General features: G+C 70.3%; 19 protein-coding genes. 10 read left to right on the top strand and 9 right to left on the bottom strand.

All coding sequences use genetic code 11. The features are described from left to right. Window positions 1-80: 80 nt before the first annotated feature. Genes ACFQ9K_RS12615 through ACFQ9K_RS12605 form a run of 3 tightly spaced genes read right to left on the bottom strand, consistent with a single transcriptional unit; the run spans window position 81 to window position 4,264 of the window. Window positions 81-1,526 carry a serine/threonine-protein kinase gene (locus tag ACFQ9K_RS12615; protein ID WP_378715312.1) on the bottom strand — a complete coding sequence of 482 codons (1,446 nt, stop codon included), beginning with the start codon at window positions 1,524-1,526 and terminating at the stop codon, window positions 81-83. Between the two features lie 10 nt (window positions 1,527-1,536). Further along, window positions 1,537-2,790 (bottom strand): hypothetical protein, encoded by a 1,254-nt coding sequence (locus ACFQ9K_RS12610; protein WP_378715314.1) that lies wholly within the window; start codon window positions 2,788-2,790, stop codon window positions 1,537-1,539. Continuing rightward, complete coding sequence (locus ACFQ9K_RS12605) at window positions 2,777-4,264, bottom strand: serine/threonine-protein kinase (protein WP_378715315.1); 1,488 nt, start codon at window positions 4,262-4,264, stop codon at window positions 2,777-2,779. The genes ACFQ9K_RS12610 and ACFQ9K_RS12605 overlap by 14 nt, the downstream gene beginning before the upstream one ends. A gap of 227 nt (window positions 4,265-4,491) precedes the next feature. On the opposite strand from ACFQ9K_RS12605, the gene ACFQ9K_RS12600 reads away from it, so the two are divergent. The 7 genes from ACFQ9K_RS12600 to ACFQ9K_RS12570 all read left to right on the top strand — a co-directional run bounded on the left by ACFQ9K_RS12600 (window position 4,492) and on the right by ACFQ9K_RS12570 (window position 10,055). After that, window positions 4,492-5,286 (top strand): LLM class F420-dependent oxidoreductase, encoded by a 795-nt coding sequence (locus ACFQ9K_RS12600; protein WP_378715316.1) that lies wholly within the window; start codon window positions 4,492-4,494, stop codon window positions 5,284-5,286. Window positions 5,287-5,468: 182 nt separating this feature from the next. Beyond that, window positions 5,469-7,265, top strand: a complete 1,797-nt coding sequence (locus ACFQ9K_RS12595) for an ABC transporter substrate-binding protein/permease (RefSeq protein ID WP_378715317.1) — start codon at window positions 5,469-5,471, stop codon at window positions 7,263-7,265. Then, complete coding sequence (locus tag ACFQ9K_RS12590) at window positions 7,266-7,991, top strand: amino acid ABC transporter ATP-binding protein (protein WP_378715318.1); 726 nt, start codon at window positions 7,266-7,268, stop codon at window positions 7,989-7,991. 90 nt (window positions 7,992-8,081) lie between these two features. Next, on the top strand, window positions 8,082-8,378 hold the full coding sequence (locus tag ACFQ9K_RS12585; protein ID WP_378715320.1) for a hypothetical protein: 297 nt from the start codon (window positions 8,082-8,084) through the stop codon (window positions 8,376-8,378). A gap of 29 nt (window positions 8,379-8,407) precedes the next feature. After that, window positions 8,408-9,247 carry an alpha/beta fold hydrolase gene (locus ACFQ9K_RS12580; RefSeq protein ID WP_378715322.1) on the top strand — a complete coding sequence of 280 codons (840 nt, stop codon included), beginning with the start codon at window positions 8,408-8,410 and terminating at the stop codon, window positions 9,245-9,247. 75 nt (window positions 9,248-9,322) lie between these two features. Beyond that, window positions 9,323-9,727, top strand: a complete 405-nt coding sequence (locus ACFQ9K_RS12575; RefSeq protein ID WP_378715324.1) for a nitroreductase/quinone reductase family protein — start codon at window positions 9,323-9,325, stop codon at window positions 9,725-9,727. 40 nt (window positions 9,728-9,767) lie between these two features. After that, window positions 9,768-10,055, top strand: a complete 288-nt coding sequence (locus ACFQ9K_RS12570) for a type II toxin-antitoxin system Phd/YefM family antitoxin (protein WP_378715326.1) — start codon at window positions 9,768-9,770, stop codon at window positions 10,053-10,055. 1 nt (window position 10,056) lies between these two features. On the opposite strand, the gene ACFQ9K_RS12565 is transcribed toward ACFQ9K_RS12570, so the two are convergent. The 4 genes from ACFQ9K_RS12565 to ACFQ9K_RS12550 are packed head-to-tail and all read right to left on the bottom strand — an operon-like array spanning window position 10,057 to window position 15,188. After that, window positions 10,057-11,319 (bottom strand): CHAT domain-containing protein, encoded by a 1,263-nt coding sequence (locus tag ACFQ9K_RS12565; RefSeq protein WP_378715327.1) that lies wholly within the window; start codon window positions 11,317-11,319, stop codon window positions 10,057-10,059. Beyond that, a complete protein-coding gene (locus tag ACFQ9K_RS12560) occupies window positions 11,316-12,824 on the bottom strand; it encodes a tetratricopeptide repeat protein (protein ID WP_378715328.1) in 1,509 nt (502 codons plus the stop codon). The genes ACFQ9K_RS12565 and ACFQ9K_RS12560 overlap by 4 nt, the downstream gene beginning before the upstream one ends. A 1-nt stretch (window position 12,825) precedes the next feature. After that, window positions 12,826-13,839 carry a hypothetical protein gene (locus ACFQ9K_RS12555; RefSeq protein WP_378715330.1) on the bottom strand — a complete coding sequence of 338 codons (1,014 nt, stop codon included), beginning with the start codon at window positions 13,837-13,839 and terminating at the stop codon, window positions 12,826-12,828. After that, window positions 13,839-15,188, bottom strand: a complete 1,350-nt coding sequence (locus ACFQ9K_RS12550; RefSeq protein WP_378715487.1) for a hypothetical protein — start codon at window positions 15,186-15,188, stop codon at window positions 13,839-13,841. Before ACFQ9K_RS12550 ends, ACFQ9K_RS12555 begins: the two co-directional genes overlap by 1 nt. Window positions 15,189-15,332: 144 nt before the next feature. Here ACFQ9K_RS12550 and ACFQ9K_RS12545 point away from each other — a divergent pair, with 144 nt between their 5' ends. Then, window positions 15,333-15,866, top strand: coding sequence for a lipoprotein LpqH (locus ACFQ9K_RS12545; RefSeq protein WP_378715331.1), 534 nt, complete (start codon window positions 15,333-15,335; stop codon window positions 15,864-15,866). Between the two features lie 74 nt (window positions 15,867-15,940). Then, a complete protein-coding gene (locus tag ACFQ9K_RS12540; RefSeq protein WP_378715490.1) occupies window positions 15,941-16,744 on the top strand; it encodes a hypothetical protein in 804 nt (267 codons plus the stop codon). A 94-nt stretch (window positions 16,745-16,838) separates the two neighbouring features. Here the strand turns inward: ACFQ9K_RS12540 and ACFQ9K_RS12535 are convergent, their stop codons facing one another. Next, window positions 16,839-17,573: a glycoside hydrolase family 25 protein gene (locus tag ACFQ9K_RS12535; RefSeq protein WP_378715332.1), complete on the bottom strand. Its 735-nt coding sequence runs from the start codon at window positions 17,571-17,573 to the stop codon at window positions 16,839-16,841. A 92-nt stretch (window positions 17,574-17,665) separates the two neighbouring features. After that, window positions 17,666-19,003, bottom strand: coding sequence for a glycogen debranching protein (locus ACFQ9K_RS12530; protein ID WP_378715334.1), 1,338 nt, complete (start codon window positions 19,001-19,003; stop codon window positions 17,666-17,668). Between the two features lie 196 nt (window positions 19,004-19,199). Between ACFQ9K_RS12530 and ACFQ9K_RS12525 the strand changes: the two genes are divergently transcribed. Further along, on the top strand, window positions 19,200-19,901 hold the full coding sequence (locus ACFQ9K_RS12525; RefSeq protein ID WP_378715336.1) for an SDR family oxidoreductase: 702 nt from the start codon (window positions 19,200-19,202) through the stop codon (window positions 19,899-19,901). Window positions 19,902-19,999 lie beyond the last annotated feature (98 nt).

The following is a 19,999-nucleotide window of genomic DNA, read 5'->3' as shown; positions in this document are numbered from 1 at the left end:
TCCGAGTAAGGGTTGACCGGCGACATTACTATGTCTGCTCGATTCGCGCTCGAAATGCTCGAGTTCGCGCGCGAGACCGGTTAGATCGGGGCGGTCGGCCACCACAGATCGTGCAACTCCCGGCCGCTCGACGCGCCGAGCAGGCGCAGGGTGCAGAAGTTTCGGGCGGGGTCGTCGAACCGGACCTCCAGCCGGCCTGCCGTGGTCCCGCTCTGCTTGGTGGTGGATCCCCAGGTCGTCTGCCCGGTCCCGGATGGGCGGGTCCAGGTCTCGTCATCGTCGTCACCGCCGCGGCGGGCCGATCGGGCGAACGGTGACCGGTCGGCGTTGCAGTGCACCACCAGCGTGGTGACCGGATTGTTGTCGCCCATGCACAGCAGTTCGGGCACCAGAGCCACCGTGTCGGTCGGGACCGCCGTTCCGCTGTCCGTCGGACTACAGCGCAGCCCGCGGTCGCCACTGGCCGAAGGGGTGGCGGGCAGCAGGCCGGGGAACGCGTCGACGATGAAACCGAAAGTGCCCCAGGGCGCAACGGGCGCCGGAGTGCTCGACGGCGGCGGCGCGGTCGTGGTGACCGGATCCCCGGGTGCACCGCCGAGCCTGGTGAGCAGAAACCCGGCGAGCGCCACCACGGTTGCCCCGGTGGCCATCGCGACCTTGGTCCGGCCGCGCCACCGAGGCTTCGCCAGTAGCGCCGCGGCGGCGGCCTGCGCCAGCTCGCCACAGCTCTGGTATCGCTCGTCCGGATCCTTGGCCAGCGCCCGCGCGACGACGGCGTCCAACGCGCGCGGCACCGCGGGCCCGGCGGCGCTGGGTCGTGGCGGCGTCGCGCTCAGCTGCGCCTGCATCACCGCCGCGGGTGACTCGCGGGGGAACGGCACTGTGCCGGTGAGCAATTGGTACAGCGTGCAGCCCAGCGCGTAGACGTCGACGCGATGATCCAGTGCGTCGCCGCGGATCTGCTCGGGCGCCGCGTAGGCCAGCGTGGCCAGCACCGAGCCGGCCGTGGTCAGGCTCGCGGAATCGTCTGCCGCACGGGCGATCCCGAAGTCGGTGACCAGGATCCGGTCCGGTCCTTCGCCGCCCGGCTCGATCAGGATGTTGGCGGGCTTGACATCCCGATGTAGCAGTCCGGCCCGGTGCGCCTCGTCCAGCCCGCTCGCCGCCCCGGCGACGATGTCGATCGCGCGTTGCGGCGGCACCGCCTCCCGGCCCCGCGCGATCAACTCTGCCGCGTCGTAGCCCGCGACGAATTGCATGGCGATCCACAGCCGGTCGTCGTCGGCGCCGCAGTCGTAGACCGCGACGATGTTCGGATGATCGAGCCGCGCGGCGATCTCGGCCTCGCGCCGGAATCGCGCCCGGAACGCCTCGTTCGCGCCGTGTGTTTCGGACAGGATCTTCACCGCGTCCCGCCGTGGCAGCCGGGGGTGCCGCGCCAGATAGACGCTGCCCATCCCGCCGGTGCCGAGCTTGCGCTCGATCCGATAGCCCGCGACGACCGTCCCGGGCGCCAAAGTTCGCATTACCCAGCGCTTATCGGGTCTTCACCAGCAGCGCGTACTGGGCGGCGGCCAGCTGCCGGACGGTCTTGTCGTCCGGCGCGTAGACGTTGGCCAGGTACCGGCCGTCCAGCACCTGGCAGTAGTAGTACTGCAGGCGAGGGTCCCGACTGCGGAAGCACGTCGCGTCCGGAATCGCCTGCACCGCGGGCAAAGCCTCGTCGGTCTGCGCGAATTCCGCTGCGCGCGTGTCGAAATACCGCCGGGCCCGAACCGGGTCTTGCAGGCGCAGCAGCCATCGGTCGTCGACCACGGCCATCCGGTCGACCACCGGATGGTCCGGCTCGGCGCCTTTGCCCGAGACGTCCCGCGTCCACTGATCGGCCCCGCTGGCCCCATACACCACTCCGCTGGCGCCGTGCACGCCGCCGTAGCCCGCGATCGTGCCCCGGTCCAGCGCGGTGATGGACGGATACGGCCAGTGCCCCGGCCGGCTCGGCAGGGCCCGCCGCAGCATGCCGTCGGTGTCGAACGGCAGCGCCGCCAGCTTGTCCGCCGGCGTGGGCACGAATCGGTCCAGGCGCGGCAGTTCGGCGTCCAGGGTGGCGGCGGCGATGGCCGTCATGGCGGGCAGGTCGGTGGTCGGATGCGTGATGAAGAGGGTGACCACATACGCCCCGTGCGCGATGGTGACCCCGAGCGTGGGCAGCTGTGGCCGCCAATGGCTCAGCGCCTTCCCGTATTTGGGGATCGGCACGCCGATGTTGTCCAGACTGACGGCGAAGTCGGCGGCCTCGATCTCCGTGGCCGCCGTGCGGGCCGCGGCCTCGTCGGGCAGCCGGACCACCGTGATCCGCAGCGACCTGGACTGGCCGATGATCGGCTGGAAGGCCGGGTCGACGCGGTCCGCGCCGCCCACGGTGTAGCCGCTGATCATGCCGCGCGCGGTCAATACCGGGCGCGCGACCTCGGCGAGGATCCCGGTGGTGTCGCCGGGCGTGGGCAGCAGCGACGGATGCCCGAACGCGAACGCCGGATCGATGTCGTACGGATTGAGCACCCCCTCGGCCATCCGCACCGATTCGATGATCCGGCCGTAGGATTCGGTGCCGTCGTGCGGCTCCGCGACCGGGTCACCACCGAACGCGCCGACGTCGAGCCCGGACAGATCGGGGGCCGTGGACTCCGCGGTCCCGGACACCGATTCGCAGCCGGACAGCACGCCGGCAAGTAGTGCGGCACTGGCGAATACCGCCGCGCCGACCGTTATTCGCTTAGACCGGCGCATCCGGCCACCACCTCTCGTAGAGCGTCTGTCCCGACCCGGTGTAGCTGTAGGCCACCAGGTTGCAGAAGGTCCTGGCCGGGCTGTCGAAGACGAGCTGCAGCACGCCCTGCGTGCGGCCGTCCGCGTCGCGGCCGTCGCCCCAGCTCACGCTGCCGCTGCCCGAGCTCCGATGCCACTGCTGCGCACCGGCTTTCGTGACGCCGGCGAGTGGGACCACCGGGAACGGCAGGTGACTGGCGTTGCAGGTCAGGGTCAGCGCCGCGAGCGGGTTGCCGTCGCCGGTGCAGCTCAGCGCGTCGAAGTCCGGTGCCACCGTCGCAGGCAGGTTCGTCGCGTTCACCTGGCTCCTGATGCAGCGAAGGCCCCGATATCCGCTGGTGAACGGGGCGTTCGGCAGCAGGTCCGGAAAGGCCGCGATGATGTAGCCGAACTCACCCCACGGTCCCGCGTTGTCCGCGACGGGGGTGCGGGTCACCGAGGTGGTCGGCGCGACGGGGGTCGCGATCGTGCTGTTGTTCGTCGAGTAGGCGGTCCAGGTCGCCACACCGACCGCGAGCGCGAGCACGAAAACGATTGCGGCGACGGCGATCACGCGCCGATTACCGCGCTGCGGCACCGCGTCGGTGCGCGATTCGCCGCGCAGCGCGGCGAACGCGTCCGCGGCCAGCGCGCCACAGCTCGGGTAGCGGTCGCCCGGATCCTTCGCCATGGCCCTGGCGATCACCGCGTCGAGTTGCGGCGGCAGTGCGGGGTTGGTTGCGCTCGGGCGCGGTGGCGGCTCCACGAGGTGCGCGTACATCACCGCGGCCTGGGTGGCCCGTGGGAACGGCACCGATCCGGTGAGCAGGAAGTACAGGGTGCCGCCCAGCGCGTACACGTCGCAGCGGTGATCCAGTGCGGCGCCGTTGAGTTGCTCGGGCGGCGCGTAGGCCAGGGTGGCCAGCACCTCGCCCGCGGCGGTGATCGTCGCCGATTCGCCTGCCGCGCGGGCGATGCCGAAGTCGGTCACCAGCACCCGGTCGGGCGCACCGGGTTTCGGCGAGACCAGGATGTTCGCGGGCTTCACGTCCCGGTGCAGCAGCCCGGCGGCATGTGCCGCGTCCAACCCGCTCGCGGCCGCGCCGACGATGTGCAGCGCCCGCTCGACCGGCAGCGCCTGCGGCCCCTGCTGCGCCAATTCCGCGGCGTCGCAACCCTCCACGTACTGCATCGCGATCCAGAGGCTGTCCTCGAACATGCCCCGGTCATAGATCGCGACCACGTTGGGATGTGCCAGCCGGGAGGCCAATTCGGCCTCGCGCAGGAACCGGGCCCGGAATTCGCCGTCGGCACTCGGCCCTTCAGCGAGCACCTTCACCGCGTCCCGGCGCGGCAGCCGCGGATGCTGGGCCAGATACACCGCCCCCATGCCGCCCGCGCCGAGCTGGCGAAGCACGCGGTAACCGGCGAACACCTCGCCCACCCGTAACGCCATGCCGAACCTCCCCGGGCACCTGCCGATCGTGGCCCGAGGCCGCGCACGCCGGTCAGTATGCGAGCCGAGCCGGGGATTGCCAATACCCCAATTCATTCCCTCGGCCGCCGGAGCGTGCGTTCGGGGCGCGGCCGTGCGGCGGTCACGTCTGTGCCGGATCGCCGGGCTCGGCCTCCGCCGCGCCGGTAGCCTCGATCGGGGGCAATCCGGACGACGAGGAGCATTTCATGACCCGAGCAGTTCGTATCGGAGTTCAGATCCAACCGCAGCACGCGCCCGAGTACCGGCTCATCCGGGACGCGGTATTGCGCGCCGAAGACGCCGGTGTCGACGTCGTCTTCAACTGGGACCACTTCTTCCCGCTCACCGGCGACCCCGACGGCGCCCACTTCGAATGCTGGACCATGCTCGGCGCGTTCGCCGAGCAGACCGAACGGGTGGAGATCGGCGCGCTGGTCACCGGCGGCGGCTACCGCAATCCGGACCTGCTCGCCGACATGGCCCGCACCGTGGACCACATCAGCGACGGCAGGCTCATCCTCGGCATCGGCGCGGGCTGGTTCGAGAAGGACTACGTCGAGTACGGCTACGAGTTCGGCACCGCGGGCTCCCGGCTCGCCCTGTTGAAGGACAACATGGCCAGGCTCACCGCGCGGCTGAAGAAGCTGAACCCCCAGCCGACCAGGGAGATCCCGATCCTGATCGGCGGTGGTGGCGAGAAGAAGACGCTGCGCCTGGCCGCCGAGTACGCGGATCTGTGGCACACCTTCGCCGACCTGGACGTGCTCGCGCACAAGAACAAGGTGCTCGCCGAGCACTGCGCCGCGGTCGGCAGCGACCAGTCCCGCATCGAACGCTCGGTGCCCTGGCCCGGCCTGGACCAGGCCCCGGCCTTCGTCGACGCCGGCGTATCGCTGTTCACCGTCGGCGTCAGCGGCCCCGACTACGACCTCGGCGAGGTGGAGCGGGCCATCCGCTGGCGCGACGAGGTGAACCCGGAGCCGGTCAGCGGGCTCGCCTGAACCACGGCCCGCCGGTCCGCGCCCGGATTGCGGCGCCGGTCGCGGCGGCGCGGGCCGAATTCGGATCACGCTGATCCGAACTCTGTCGGTCCTGGTCCGTATCGGCACGGGCCAGGTGGCGGCGTGCCGCCGGGCGGGGTAGCTGCGGGTTAACACTTGCGCCGCGGCTAGGGTTCTTCATCATGGCTGGTCTGCCCGCTGTGCGGTCTCGTGCGTTGATCGCCGTGATACTGCTCGCCGTCGGCCTCGCGGCCACGGCGTGCGGTTCCGGCTCCGATGATGCGTCCTCGGAACGCAACCTGTGTTCCCCGCCCGGGGTGAGCGCGGCCTCGGCCGCGCCGACCAACCTGGCGTCCGCGCAGTCCGCGGGCACGGACAAGTACACGACGGCGAGCACCGCGCCGGTGTCCTCGATCGACACCTCGAAGCTCGGGCTGATCACACCGGGCAAGCTCAGCGTCGGCACCCTGTCCGACGCCCCGCCGAGCATCTGCGTGAACGGCGCGGGCCGCTTCACCGGCTTCGACAACGAGCTGTTGACGGCCGTCGCCGCGAAACTCGGTCTGCAGGTGGAGTTCTCGGGCACCGAGTTCGCCGGCCTGCTCGCCCAGGTCGCGGGTAACCGGTTCGACGTCGGCTCGTCCAGCATCACCACCACCGACGCGCGCAGGCAACTGGTCGGCTTCACCAACGGCTACGACTTCGGCTACTTCTCCCTCGTCGCCCCGAATTCCGGCGGCATCAAGGGCTTCTCGGACCTGAACAAGGGCACCCGGATCGCGGTCGTGCAGGGCACGGTGCAGGACGAGTACGTGGTCAACACGCTGCACCTGGACCCGGTGAAGTTCCCCGACTACAACACCGCCTACGCCAACCTGAAGTCCGGCCAGGTCGACGCCTGGGTCGCCCCGTCGGCGCAGGCCGAGGGCGCGATCAAGCCGGGCGACGGAACCGCGGTGGTGCAGAACACCTTCAGCCTGGACAACTTCGTCGGCTGGGCGGTCGCCAAGAACAACCAGCCGCTGACCGACGCGCTCAACAGCGGGCTGGACGCGGTGATCGCGGACGGTACCTACGCCAAGCTCTACAGCGACTGGGTGCCCAGGCAGCTGCCGCCGGGCTGGAAGCCGGGCTCCAAGGCGGCGCCGCTGCCCGAGCTGCCGGACTTCGCCGCCCTCGCCGCGCAGCGCGCACCGGCCGACGCCACGGTGGTCGCGCCGAAATCCACGGTGCAACAGCTGAAGGACACGTTCTTCGACTGGTCGTTGTACCGCAAGGCCTTTCCCGACCTGTTCAAGACCGGCCTGCCGAATACCCTGATCCTGGCGGTGGTTTCGGGCGTGCTCGGCACCATCCTCGGCATGCTGCTCGCGGTGGCGGGCATCGCCAGGACCCGCTGGTTGCGCTGGCCGGCCCGGGTCTACACCGACATCTTCCGCGGCCTGCCCGCCGTGGTGATCATCCTGCTGATCGGGCTCGGCATCGGTCCGGTGGTGCGCAACGTGACCGGCAGCAACCCGTACTGGCTCGGCGCGGTAGCGCTGGCATTGCTGGCGTCGGCCTACATCGGCGAGATCTTCCGTTCCGGCATCCAGTCCGTGGAGGCCGGTCAGCTGGAGGCGGCCCGCGCCATCGGCTTCGGCTACCGGCAGGCAATGACGCTGGTGGTGATCCCGCAGGGCGTCCGGCGGGTACTGCCCGCGCTGATGAACCAGTTCATCGCGTTGATCAAGGACTCGTCGCTGATCTACTTCCTCGGCCTGCTCGCCACCCAGCGTGAGCTGTTCGCGGTCGGCCGCGACCTCAACGCGCAGACCGGCAACCTCTCCCCGCTGGTGGCGGCCGGCCTGGTCTACCTGCTGCTGACCATCCCGCTCACCCACCTGGTGAACTACATCGACCGACGCATGCGCACCGGGCGACCGGACCGCCCGATCGATCCGGTCGAGGCCGCCACGATCACGGAAGGGCGCGGATAAATGAGTGCCTCCCTCACCGGTACCGGACTGCACCTCAGGCTCGGGCACAACCACGTGCTGCGCGGCATCGACATCCACGTCGACGCGGGCAAGACCACCACGGTGATCGGCCCGTCCGGCTCGGGCAAGTCGACGCTGCTGCGCGTGCTGAACCGGCTGCACGAGCCGGACCAGGGCGATGTGCTGCTCGACGGCACATCGGTGCTCACCGAGGACCCGGACAAGCTGCGCCAGCGCATCGGCATGGTGTTCCAGCACTTCAACCTGTTCCCGCACAAGACGGTCGCGGACAACGTCGCGCTCGGCCCGCGCAAGCTGCGCGGGCTGTCCAAGGACGAGGCGCGCGCCGTGGCGGCGGAGCAGTTGGAGATCGTCGGGCTGTCCGACAAGCTCGATGCCCGCCCGGCCAACCTGTCCGGCGGCCAGCAGCAGCGGGTCGCGATCGCCCGCGCCCTGGCCATGAAGCCGGAGGTCATGTTCTTCGACGAGGCCACCTCGGCGCTGGATCCGGAGCTGGTCAAGGGCGTGCTCGCGCTGATGGCCGACCTGGCCGCCGGCGGCATGTCGATGATCGTGGTGACCCACGAGATGGGCTTCGCCCGCACGGTCTCCGACAGCGTGGTCTTCATGGACGAGGGCCAGGTCGTGGAGACCGGCACGCCCGACGCGCTGTTCGACAACGCCGAGACCCCGCGCCTGCAGCGCTTCCTTTCCCAGGTGCTCTAGCGCACCCCTGGCTAACTGCATTGATGCGCATCTGCTAATGTGTCTGCGCTCACATATCCATCTGTCCACGCTTGGAAAGAGGGAGATCTGATGACAACGGCACATATGCAGCACACCGAGCACGACCACGCGCACGGCCCCGGCTGCGGGCACGCGGTGATCGAGCACGGCGACCACGTCGACTACGCACACGACGGCCACCTGCACCGCGAGCACGACGGCCACTACGACGAGTGCGAGCCGACCGGCCACGCCGAGCACACCGACCACGCGCACGAACACGGTCCCGGCTGCGGCCACGACACCGTCCAGCACGGCGATCACGTCGACTACGTGCACGACGGCCACCGCCACGCCGCGCACGACGGGCACTACGACGAGCACTGAGGTCGGGGTGAGGTTCTAGAGTCGACCCCGTGATCGAGCCCATCGAGATTCCTACCGCTGCCGGCACGTTCGACGCCCTGTCCAGCGGGGACGCCGGGGGACGGGAAGTCATGCTGCTGCACGGCTTTCCGGAGGCGGCCATCGAGTGGGAGTTCCAGCTGCACGCGCTCGGTGGCGGTGGGTGCCACGCGGTGGCGCCCGATCAGCGGGGTTACTCGCCGGGTGTGCGACCGGCTCAGGTCGCCGACTATCGGCTCGCCGACCTGGTCGGCGATGTGGCCGCGCTGGCCGACGAATTGGGTTGGCAGCGCTTCGATCTGGTCGGGCACGATTGGGGGGCGTATGTCGGGTGGGCGGCAGCGGCGGAGATGCCCGAACGGATCCGCAGTTTGACCGCGGTGTCGCTGCCGCACCCCGCCGCCTTCCTGCGCTCGATGACCGAGGACGAGGATCAGGCCCAACGGTCGCAATACTTTTCGCTGCTGCGCCAGCCGCGCGTGGCCGAGCGCGCGCTGCTCGCGGACAACGGGGCCGGGCTGCGGAAGATCTTCGACTGGAAGATCCCGGAGGAGCGCATCGACGACTATGTGCACCGGTTCGTTCAGCCGGGGGCGCTGACCGCGGCGCTGAACTGGTACCGGGCGATGCACCTGTCCGGCCCGACCGGCCCCGTGTCGGTGCCGACGCTGTACGTGTGGAGCACCGACGACAGCACCATCGGCTCCACCGCGGCCATGGCCACCGCGCAGCACGTGACCGGACCCTATCGTTTCGAAATGCTCGAGGAGGTATCGCATTGGATCCCCGAGCAGGCGCCCGAGGAATTGACCCGGCTGATCATGCAGCACCTGCTCGCGCACCGCACATAACGTCGCCGTTCCCCGGACACGGCGCCCGCCGGGGTGAATTGTGGACCACAAGGTCTACGCACCGGAGGCGAGTTCATGGACGTCAAGGAAATCAACCGCAAAACCATCGACCAATTCCGCGCCGGCGGTCCGATCGATGGCCTGCACCGGGAGAAGTTGCTGCTGCTCACCACCACCGGGCGGACCAGCGGCACCCCGCATACGACGCCGATGATGTTCCACCTCGACGGCGACCGTCTGCTGGTCATCGCGTCGAACATCGGCGCACCCAGGCACCCGGACTGGTATCGGAACCTGGTCCGCGATCCCGCGGTCGTCGTCGAGGTCGGCGACGAGACCTTCGCGGCGCTCGCCACCCCGATCACGGGCGTCGAACGCGACCATATGTGGACCATGTTGAAGCTGGCATATCCGTTTTTCGCCGACCACGAAACCAAAACCGACCGGGTAATTCCGATCGTCTCGCTAACAAGACGGTGACAACCCGATCCGAATAGGCACTCGGCTCCGAATGCGGAGCATGCCCAACACGAATACGCGCAATCTGCACGAGCTGTCCGCGGACATCACCGCCGTCGTTCGCGACGTCATCGCGACCGGCGAAGACGCGGTCATCACCGACGGCGGCACCGAGGTGGCGGTCATCATGTCGATGGCCGACTACGACCGCCTGCACCTGTACGCCGAACTGGCCGACGCCGCCCGCCCCGGCTACGCGGGCGCGACCGAGTTCCGCGCCATGTCCATCTCGGAGATGCTCGACGTCCTCGGCGTGCACCCGACGGTGGACCGCGGGTTACGCGGCTGACTCAGGTGCGCAGGGTGGCGAACGCCGACCACAGCAGCGGGGAGTGCTCGATGGTGCGTTCGGTCCGCCAGGCGTGCAGCCGCTCGCGCTGCCATGCGGCGAGCGCCGCGACCGGGTCCGGTTGCTCGTGTGCCGCGTCGATGGCACAGATGGCCTGCTGTAGCGGGTGTGCCGTGGCCGGTGCGCCCGCGATGCGGTGGAAGGCGAGGTCGGTGGGCAGCGGCCAGCGGCTGGCGGTCACCAGCTCGGCGCCGCCGTTGATCATCGCCGCGGTCAGTCCGAGCGCCTCGGTGAAGCGCATGTCGCCGCCGCTCTCGCAGGCGATCAGGGCGACCCGGCTGGGGATGGGCCAAAGGTCCTTGCCGTCAACGGGTTCCGGTACGAGGGTGTGCGTGCCGAGCAGGAAGTCCTTGGCGGACAACGGACGATGGGTGCGGTGCGCGGCGGCGAAGCCGAGCGTGCCGGCGGTGCAGGCGAGATGGAGCTCGGCGGACTCGCTCCGGCCGGATTCGGGCGGCGCGGCGGTGACGTGGCCGACGTAGATCAGGCGGCTCGCGCCGTCGCGTAACGCTGTGCTCAGCCAGGTGCGGTCGATGTCGGTCCGGCGGAAGGCTTGCGCCGGGTCGGATATCGCGGGGCGCAGCCGATTCCGTGCCGCGTAGCCGGCCATCCGCCGGGCGAGCGGGGCGTCCGCGGGCATGCGGCCGAGCACCGAGCCGAGCAGGGAGTCCGCGCGGAAGCCGGGGACGCGCGGATCCAGCACGGCGACAACGGGTCTGTCGTGTGACTCGGTCCAGGTGCGGGCGACGCGGTCCGGCGCGTGCACGAGGCCGGCCGGTGCGAGCAGGCTGACGTCGGCGATGTCGATCAGCCGGACCTCCGGCCCGGGGGCGAGGATCTCCCACGGGACCTGGGCGACGCGCGGCGACGGCTGGAGCCGGATGTGCGGGCGGACGCCGCGTCGATACAGCTCATAGAGCTGAGCCGCCAGTCCCTGCGGCAGCAGCGCGCGGGAAAGCGCCTGGGCGACCAGGTATTCGGCGTGCGAGTCGGCGAAGGCCCCCGTGGTCATGGCGCGTTCGAGCCCGCCCGGCTCGGCCGGATGCGGCAGCGCGTCCGACAGCCGCCGCACCGCATCCAGCACCGGCGCGCCCGGCACCATGGCGGCGCCGCGCGGCGCGCTCTCCCCGACCCAGCGCCAGGACATGTACACATCCCCCGCGTCCGCCATGCGGACCACGACGGTCGGTTGTTCCTGTGTCATACCGTCAGCACCCGATCGTCGCGGATCACCCGGCCGTAGCGTTGCTCGGCGGCAGTGATGTAGGGGGCCAAGGCGATTCGCCCCTCGGCGGCGAGCTCGAGGCGGGGCGGCGGGGAAACCTGGAGCCCAGCGCCTGCGGCGACCTCGGCCAGCGCCGCGCCGAGCTGGAGCGCGGCGGCACCGGGGTGCTCGGCGAGATCGGCCTGCGGATCGAGGAGTTCGAGCGGCAGCCGGGCGGGGCGGCCGTCGTCGGATCGGTCGATGTCCAGTGTGGTACCCGCGCACTGGGTTTCGATCAGGTCGGCGAGCAGCAGCCCGTCCCCGGACAGGTAGGCGAAGCGGAAGGCCAATCGCATGGCGGGGTCGGCGATCTGACGGTTCCACTGATCGCGCTGGCTGCCGTTGGGGAGGGTGTAGCGCACGGCGTCGATGGCGAGCGCGGCAGGCACGGCGATGCCGACCGCACGGGGGAGCAGCTCGGGGGAGTCGGCGACGACGGCTTCGAGCAGCGACGCATGCCAGTAATCGAGTTGGGCGCAGTGCAAGCCGAGGCCGCGCTCGGCGTACGCACCGAACGCCTCGGCCAGCAACGCCTCGCACTCCTCGAACCGGCCGCTCTTGAACGCCACGGTGGCCAGGCGCATGCGCAGGTCGGCGGCGTCGAGCACGGCACCGGAGTCGACGAAGTAGGCCAGGCTGCGCGCGTAGAGATCCTGCGCCTGCGCGAGGTCCGCGCGGCCCTCGGCGAGGAAAGCCATGGTCTTGAGCCCGATTCCGGCGCGATAGCCGAGACCGGCCTGTTCGAAGTACCGCTGGCTGGCGTGCAGCGGCGCCTCGGCCTCGTCGAGGCGCTCGGTGCGGACCAGCATGGTGGCGAGGTTCTGCTGGGTCTCGGCGACGGCGTTGCGGTCGCCCGCCGACTCGAACGCGGCCAGGGCCTGCTGGGTGAAGTCCACGGCCAGATCGTGGCGTCCGGTCTCGAAATACGTCGCGGCCAGGTTCAGCAGCGGGTGCCCGGCCAGCTGCGGGGCGAAACGCCATGCCGCATCCAGGGATTCGGTGGCGAGTTCGGCGGCGTACGCCCAGTTCTGGCGGTGCAGGGCGACGGCGGTCAAGGACAGCAGGCAGGCCACCCGCAGTACACCCTGGTCGGTGGCGTCGGCGAGCAACTCCCGCGCCTGCTCCAGCGCGGCTTGGGCCTCGTCCAGTTCGCCGAGATGCTGCAAGGCTTGGGACATGTTGACCAGCGCGTTCGGCCGCAGCTTCGGCGCGTCCTCGGGCATGGCGGCGAGCGCTTCGCGGTACAGGCTCAGCGATCTGGCGTGATCGCCGAGTTCGTCCGCCATGCTGGCCGCGTTGACGATGGCCCCGATGCGAACGTCGCCGGTGGTGGTCCGGGCGGCGTTCTCGAAGATGCGCAGGGCGCCCGCGGTGTCGCCCCGGCCGTACGCGTCGGCGCCCGCGGCGAGCAGGGCGCGGCCTTCATCGGGTGTTCCGTCGGTCATGTCAGAAATCCGAATCCCCGGCGGCGGCCGCGATTTCGGCGAGCAGGGGGGCGTCGTCGGCCGGGTCGGCGGCGCGGCGGAGGCGGGCGGCGGCGAAGTCGCGCAGCTGTTGGCGAACCCCCGGGTCGCTGCGCTCGGCATCGCCGACGCCGGGGACGTATATCTCCACGGACACAGCGGATTCCGCCCCCTCCGGTGCGGGCGCCTCGGCGATCCACGTGTCACCGTCCAGGGTCAGCGTCGCCTTGGCGGAGCCCGCCGCCGTGCGCACCATGGCCTGGGGATGGAGGTGGGCCGGCACGTCGCGCCGCGGCAGGGCGACCACCCGCACCACGACGGTCGTGATTCCCGCCTGGCGCAGCACTTCCCAGGACACCGCGTGCTCCGATGCGTCGAGCAGCCCGGGCGGGCAGCGTCGCCAATCCCAGCCGCCGCTACCCCTGGCCAGCACCATCGCGCCCGGCGGTACGGAGGTCGCCGGGCCGGCCGCGAGCGCGTAGTCCTCCGCGCGGCCGCGCCCGTCCGGCAGGCCGACGGTGTACGGCGCGGCCACGTCGAGGGCCTCGCCCGCGCCGTCGACGATCATCTCGCAGGTCTCGGCCAGCGTGGCGATCTCGTCCAGCAGCAGCCGATCATCCAGCGGCGCAATGTCATCGATGGCCGATGCGGGCCACCACCGCGCCGCCCAGTGCGCGTAACCGAGCCGCCACGCGCTCGCGACCAGCTCCGGCAGCCCGGGCGCGACGACGAGTTCGCCGGTTTCGCCGCCGTCGAGCGCCAGCGCGATTTCCTCGCCGTAGACCGCCCACAACCACTCCTGCGCGAGTTTCACGTCATCGATCACCGCGGCCGGAATCGACTGTTCGTCCAGCAGACTCCAGGTCAGATGCCCGCCCGCCGCCTCGAGCACCAGCACATCGAGCTCGGGCGCGCCATCGAGAACGGTCGGCGCACCGTCGGGCGCGATGACCCACAGCCCGTCGGCGGCCTGCCGGATCCGCACCGTCCCGCTCATCAGCTCGCCCTCGATTCCGTCGAATCCGATTCGGCCGCACTCGCACTCAGCGCCTGTTTGACCCGCGTCCGGTGATCGAGGATGACCGAGCGCGCTACACCGTCGAGCAGATCCCACAGTTCGTCCGGGTCGTCCACCGCGAACTCCCGGACATCGCGCCCGTGCAGCCGGACCCACAGCCGCCGCAGGTACGGCCGCCACGGCGTGCACAACTCGGCGGCGATCGCGCCCAGCGGCCCGGCCGGCGGTGACTCGGTGCCGGCCTGCACCGCCAGCCGCCGGGCTTGCAACACATACGCCTCCCGCTGCCAGCGGCCGTTGATGACGCGGTGCGCGGTGGTCGCCGGTGTACCCGGTAAAACTGCCACACCGAGGTCCGAACGCGGACGGTGAACCGCCGTGCCGATCGGTGCGAGTCCGCCGGCGAGCGCGACGCCCGCCGTCGCCGCGACCCGCAGCGTCTCGTCCAAAAGCGCCCACGGCGAGCAACTCCGGGCGATCTCGGCGGCCACCAGCTCCGGAATCGGCGGCAGCTCAGCGCGTTCGGTGGAGGCCTGCAGTGCCGTGAACACCCGCTCGTACACGGTTCGATCGAACGGCAGCCCCAGCGTGGCTTTCGAGGCCGACGCACCGACCGAGGGCGGTCGCGGCACCGGATGCGCCGTGAGCCCCAGTTCGGCTGCCGAGTAACCGGTTTCGTCCCGCCACAGTCGAATGCCCGCGTGCGTCCCCGCGTGCGCGCCGACCAGTTCGTCCCATGCCGCCTGCCCGTTGTCGCGGCTCTGCGCCAATCGGGCGGCGGCACAGGCGTCGAGCAGCTCGGCGAGCGTCCCGGTGGGATCACCGCCCGCCGGACCGGTCAACGGCCGTCGCCGCCACGCGACGTCGACCAGCGCGGCCAGCTCCGGAGTCCGTTGCGCGACATACTCCTTCAACGCCTGCGTGGTGCGACCCGCCGCGTACTCGTGCAGGTCGCGCAGCGTCGCCTCGGCTACGGCCCGGTCCCGCAACGGATCCGGCATGCCCGACGTCGTCGCCAGCTCGAAACAGCGCTGGAAATACAGATCCTGCGGATGCCCCTCGGTGATGCGCAGCGCCCGCCGCACCTGCTTGAGCACGGTGAACCAGGCCGCCGTCGCGCGCAGCAGGTCCGCCGCGGCGTGCACCCGCGCGGCCAGCAGCACCGCGCCGTCGGCGGTCACGATCGGCCCCGCGCACGCCGGGTGCTGGACCGGCCGGATCACCAGCGGATCGAGGATCAGCTTCACCGTGCGGCGCAACGGCCCGCCGTGCGGACCGCTGAGCGGTTCCACGCCGTCGAGCTTGCGCCACACCTCGTCGAGCACCATGGCGCGCGGTCGTCGCATTCGACCAGGTTAACGGACTTTTATCCGATTCGACCCTGGCAAAACCTGGGATCGGTAGGCCGCGAACCGTTCCTAGGTTTCTCGTATCGGCCCAGACACCCGGGGCCAGCGAACACAGGAGAAACCATGAACACCAAGTCCGTCACCGCCGCCCTGGTCGCCTCCGCCGCCGCGGCCGCCTGCTTCCTCACCGGTTGCAGCGACAATGCGAGCAGCACCCCGCCCAAGACCTCGGCCGCCACCGCCGCCCCGCAGACCGGCTCGGCGCCCGCGGGTTCGTCGACCGCGTCGGTCGACGGCAAGGCGTTCGACGCCAAGTTCACCACCACCTGCGCCAAGCAGGGCGGCACGCTGGCGCTCGCGCTGACCGACGCGGCCAACGCCGCGTACGGCAACCTCTCGGTGAGCGCCACCATCACCGGCACCGACACCGTGCAGGCGGTCGGCATCGCGGGCACCAAGGGCGGCGACGCGGGCCAGCCGTACGCGATCGGCTTCGGCAACGGGATGCCCGGCGGCTCGGCCACGGTGACCAAGGACGGCAACACCTACAAGGTCACCGGCGAGGGCGTCAGCGCGGATCTGACCAACCCGCTGGCCGGCCCGAAGTCGTCCAAGTTCGACGTCACCTTCGCCTGCTCGACCGTCGTCGGCGGCTGAACCGTCCGCGGCCCGCTCGAGTTCGCTCGAGCGGGCCGACAACGCAGGCACCACCTTTCGAAACATCGAGGAACATCATGAAATCCGTCCGCTGGATCACCGCCGCGCTCGCCGCACTGGCCATCGGCTACTACCTCTTCCACGGCCTCACCTACGTCAGCACCAATGAATACGAGCCGGCCGCGATGGCCTGGGTCGGTTGGCAGATGGCGCTGCCGATCACCGCTCTCACCCTGGTCCCCATCGTCTTCGCGTTCACCGGCGAGGGCATCGTCGCCGCCTTCACCGGCCGCAACAGCGCCGAATTCCGGGACGGCCCGGTCGGTCTCGGCACCATCCGGTCGTTCGCGCAGACCGGCCTGACCGTCAACGATCAACCGCAGGTCCGCATCGAGTTCAGCGTCGAGGGGGTGGACGGGAAGATCTTCACCGCCGCCGCGAAAATGATTGTGCCGCTTACCGAACTGGCGCTGCTGCAACCGGGCGTGGTGCTGCCGGTGCGCTACCTGCCCGGCCGGACCGACAAGGTCGAGGTCGACAGGTCCGGCGATCCGGCCACCGCGCAGCGGGCGCTGAACGAGTCGATGATCCGCAAGGGCATCACCACCCGGCACAAGCTGGACATCGCCGAGCGCGGGGTCGCGGCGCAGGCTGTGGTGCAATCGCTTTCGGTGCCCGGCGAGATCCGCGACGGGCATTCCAAGATCGAGCTCGGCCTGGTCGTCACCCGCCCGGACGGGTCGACCTTCGGCACCCGCGTCGAAAAGTTCCTCGCCCCAAGCAGTGTCGGACAGGTGCAGGTCGGTCGCATCCTGCGGGTGCACTACCTGCCGGAGAACGAGCACGAGGTCGTCATCGCCCTTGCGGTGAATGCCTAGCCCGCACCGAATGCCGCGCTGCTTCGAGCTTCTCGAACAGCGCGGCATTCTGCGGTCTCGCCGAGCGGGAGGACGCCATCGTGATCCCGGCGGGTCACATGTTCGCGAAGCGGGCGAAATCGCCTTGGGCGCCGCTGTATACGTTCAAATCGGTGTTGCCCGCGATGCCGTCGATGCCGCCGCTGTCGGTGGTCTGCCAGAACGTCCAGGTCGGCCATCCGCCGGGGACCTCGGGTGCGTCGTTGCCGCGGTAGTCGGCGATCCACAGCGGGTAGCGGGTGAACTCGGTGGTGTCGGCCATGGCCGTCTTCCAGAAGTTCGGGTAGGTGTAGACGATGGGGGTCCGTCCGGTCAGCGCCTGCACCGCGTTCAGGTACCGGTGCGTCCAGTCGATCAGCGCGGCGGGCGGCAGTCCGCCGGTGGTCTCCAGGTCGAGCACCGGCGGCAGGTCCAGCGCGCCGTTCTGGCCGAGCACCACCGCGGCGTACATGGCGGCCTGCGGTTCCGGCGGCAGATTCGGCCTGGCGTAGTGGTAGGTCCCGCGGGCGACGCCGGCCGCGCGCATCAGCAGGCTGTCCGCCACGAAGTACGGATTGATGTAGCTCACGCCCTCGGTGGCCTTGACCATGGCGAAGGCGTGACCGGACCGCTTGACCGCGAACCAGTCGATCAGCCGCCCGTCGATGTGCTGCCAGGACGAGACGTCCGGGCCCGTCGGGGTGGCCTCCGCCCGCGCGGCTAGGTTAGCCGTGAGGATGCCCGAAAGCGCGATCAGCGACAGCGCCGTGCCGCGGCGACGGATGGTCGAGCTCCATCGAGAGGTGTCCATGGTGTTCGACGATAGCTATTTGATCTTCCTGTGACCAATGTTGCACAAGATACGGTTGCGCAATGTTTACCCGAACCCCCGACTGACCGCGCTCAGCCGAGCCAATCGAGCACCGAGGCCGCCGTCCACGACTGCTGCATGCTCCCGAGCGGTTCCCCCGTGAACGGCTCGTAGTACTCGGCGAAGCTGCCGTCGCTGGCCTGGCGCAGTCCCTCGGCACGCAGCATGAACGATCGCTCCGCCCATCCGCGCCGGGCGAACACCCAGGAGAACAACCAGCTCATCACCGGCCACACCGGCCCGCGCCAGTACTCGCGGGAGCGGAAGTCGCGCGACACCGGCGAGGTGGACGGCGGCAGCGCGTAGCGCAGGTCCGGATGCCCGCAGAAGCGCGGTCCCTCGAACGTGCGCAGCAGGCTGCGCTCGGTGTCGCGGGGCAGCCCACCGCACAGCAGCGGCGCGAACATGGACAGCGTCTCGGTGCTGATCCAGCGCTGCAACCGCACGTCGAAATCCCTGGCCGCGCCGGTCCTGGCATCGGCCGTCGCCACCACGCCGGCCCGGAACCGGTCGGCCCACGCGTACAGGTCGCGGACGTCGGCGTGCGGCTGCTTGTGCTCCTCGCCGATGTTCGCGAGCACCTCGCAGGCCAGGGCGAAGATCCCGGTGACGAACACGTCCTCGACCGCGAAACTCATGGTCGAGGCCAGCTGATAGTCGTCGTAACCCGCCCGGCGCATCTGCTCGACCAGCCACAGGTAGCGGTCGTACTCGCGGTCGCTCGGCCGCTGCGTCGGATCGGCGACCACTCGCACGTCCTCGCGGTGGTACGGCGGCAGGTCGCCGGGGATCACGTTCTCGTAGGCGCGGTCCCAGCGCGGCGAGTTGTCCATGCCGGATTCCCAGCCGTGATACAGCGTGATCCGCCCGGTCTCCTTGGGATCGCGGGCGTGCGCCAGCCAGCGGTGCCAGCGCACCAGGTCCGGCCAGCGCCGGTTCAGGAATTCCTCGGCGACCGCGCGGGTGCTGCGGCCGTGCCGCCGGGAGTGATCGAGAATGCGCTGCACCGCGATGGCGTGCACGGGCGGCTGGGTGATGCCCGAGGTGTCCGGGCCGTCGGGGGCGTTGGCGGCCAGCTTGCGGCACTCCCAGCGGGCCGGGCCGGGGAAATAACCGTCCACCCCGTTGGCGAAGACGATGTGCGGGATCATCCCGTTCTTCCACTGCGCGGACAGCAGCGTGTCCAGCTCGATCACGGCCCGTTCCACGCTCAGCGGGGCCAGCCCGACCGCGACGAACGCGGCGTCCCAGCTCCACATGTGCGGATACAGGCGCGGCGCGGCACTGGTCATCGTGCCCAGGTCGTTGCCACGCAGCAGGTAGGCGGCGCGGGCCGCGAGCTGTGTCGGAGTGAAACCCGGGTGTGCCATCCCCCTATTCTGCGATGTCACCGGCAAGTACGCCCGCTCAGCGGTGTCCGACTCGGCCTGGTCCCAGCTGCCGGTGGGTGGCTCGTGCTCGGCGGTTCTCACGCTGGAATGCCCCGTCCATGATTCGCTGCTCGAGATTGTTCGTTCAATGTATGCGTGCATCGCTCGACTTTCGCGGGCTATTACGGTGGGGCGCATGACCAATGCCGTGACCAGCTCTCCGAAGCCGACCGCGCTGATCACCGGAGCCAGCCGCGGCCTCGGTGCCGCCATCGCCCGTGAGCTCGCGCCGACCCACGACCTGCTGCTAGGCGCCCGTTCCGCCGACGCGCTGCGCGACATCGGCGCCGAGCTGCCCGCGGCGACCGGCTGGCCGGTCGAGCTGACCGACTATGCCGCCGTGGCCGCGGCGGTCGAGCCGATCCGGCAGTTGGACGTGCTAGTGCACAACGCGGGCATCCAGGACCTCGCCTCGATCGCCGAGTCGACCGTCGATCAGTGGCGAAACACGTTGGAGGCCAACCTGATCGCGGTGGTCGAGTTGACCAGGCTGCTGCTGCCCGCGCTGCGCGCGGCCGGTGGGCATGTGGTGCTGATCAATTCGGGCGCGGGGCTGCGCGCGAACGCGGGCTGGGCCTCCTACGCGGCCAGCAAGTTCGGGCTGCGCGCGTTCGCCGACGCGCTGCGGCTGGAGGAGCCTGCGCTGCGGGTGACCTCGATCCATCCCGGCCGCATCGACACCGACATGCAGCGCGAGATCATCGCGCAGGAGGGCCGGGAGTACCGGCCGGAACAGTTCCTGCGTGCGGAGACGGTGGCCGGCGCGGTGCGCACCGCGATCGAGACGCCGAGGGACGGGCATCCGACCGAGATCGTGCTGCGGCCGACGCCGCGCTAGGTCGTCGTCGCTGTGTGTGCGACGGTTCAGGTTGTGGACAGATTCGATCGGTAGCCTGGCGCTGTTTGTGCTCCGTCCCGCCGCGTGCGGGGGACGGT

It is taken from the genome of Nocardia sp. NPDC056564 (assembly GCF_042793755.1).
In the GTDB taxonomy this organism is placed as follows: domain Bacteria; phylum Actinomycetota; class Actinomycetes; order Mycobacteriales; family Mycobacteriaceae; genus Nocardia.
This window is presented reverse-complemented; position numbering and strand designations above follow the sequence as displayed.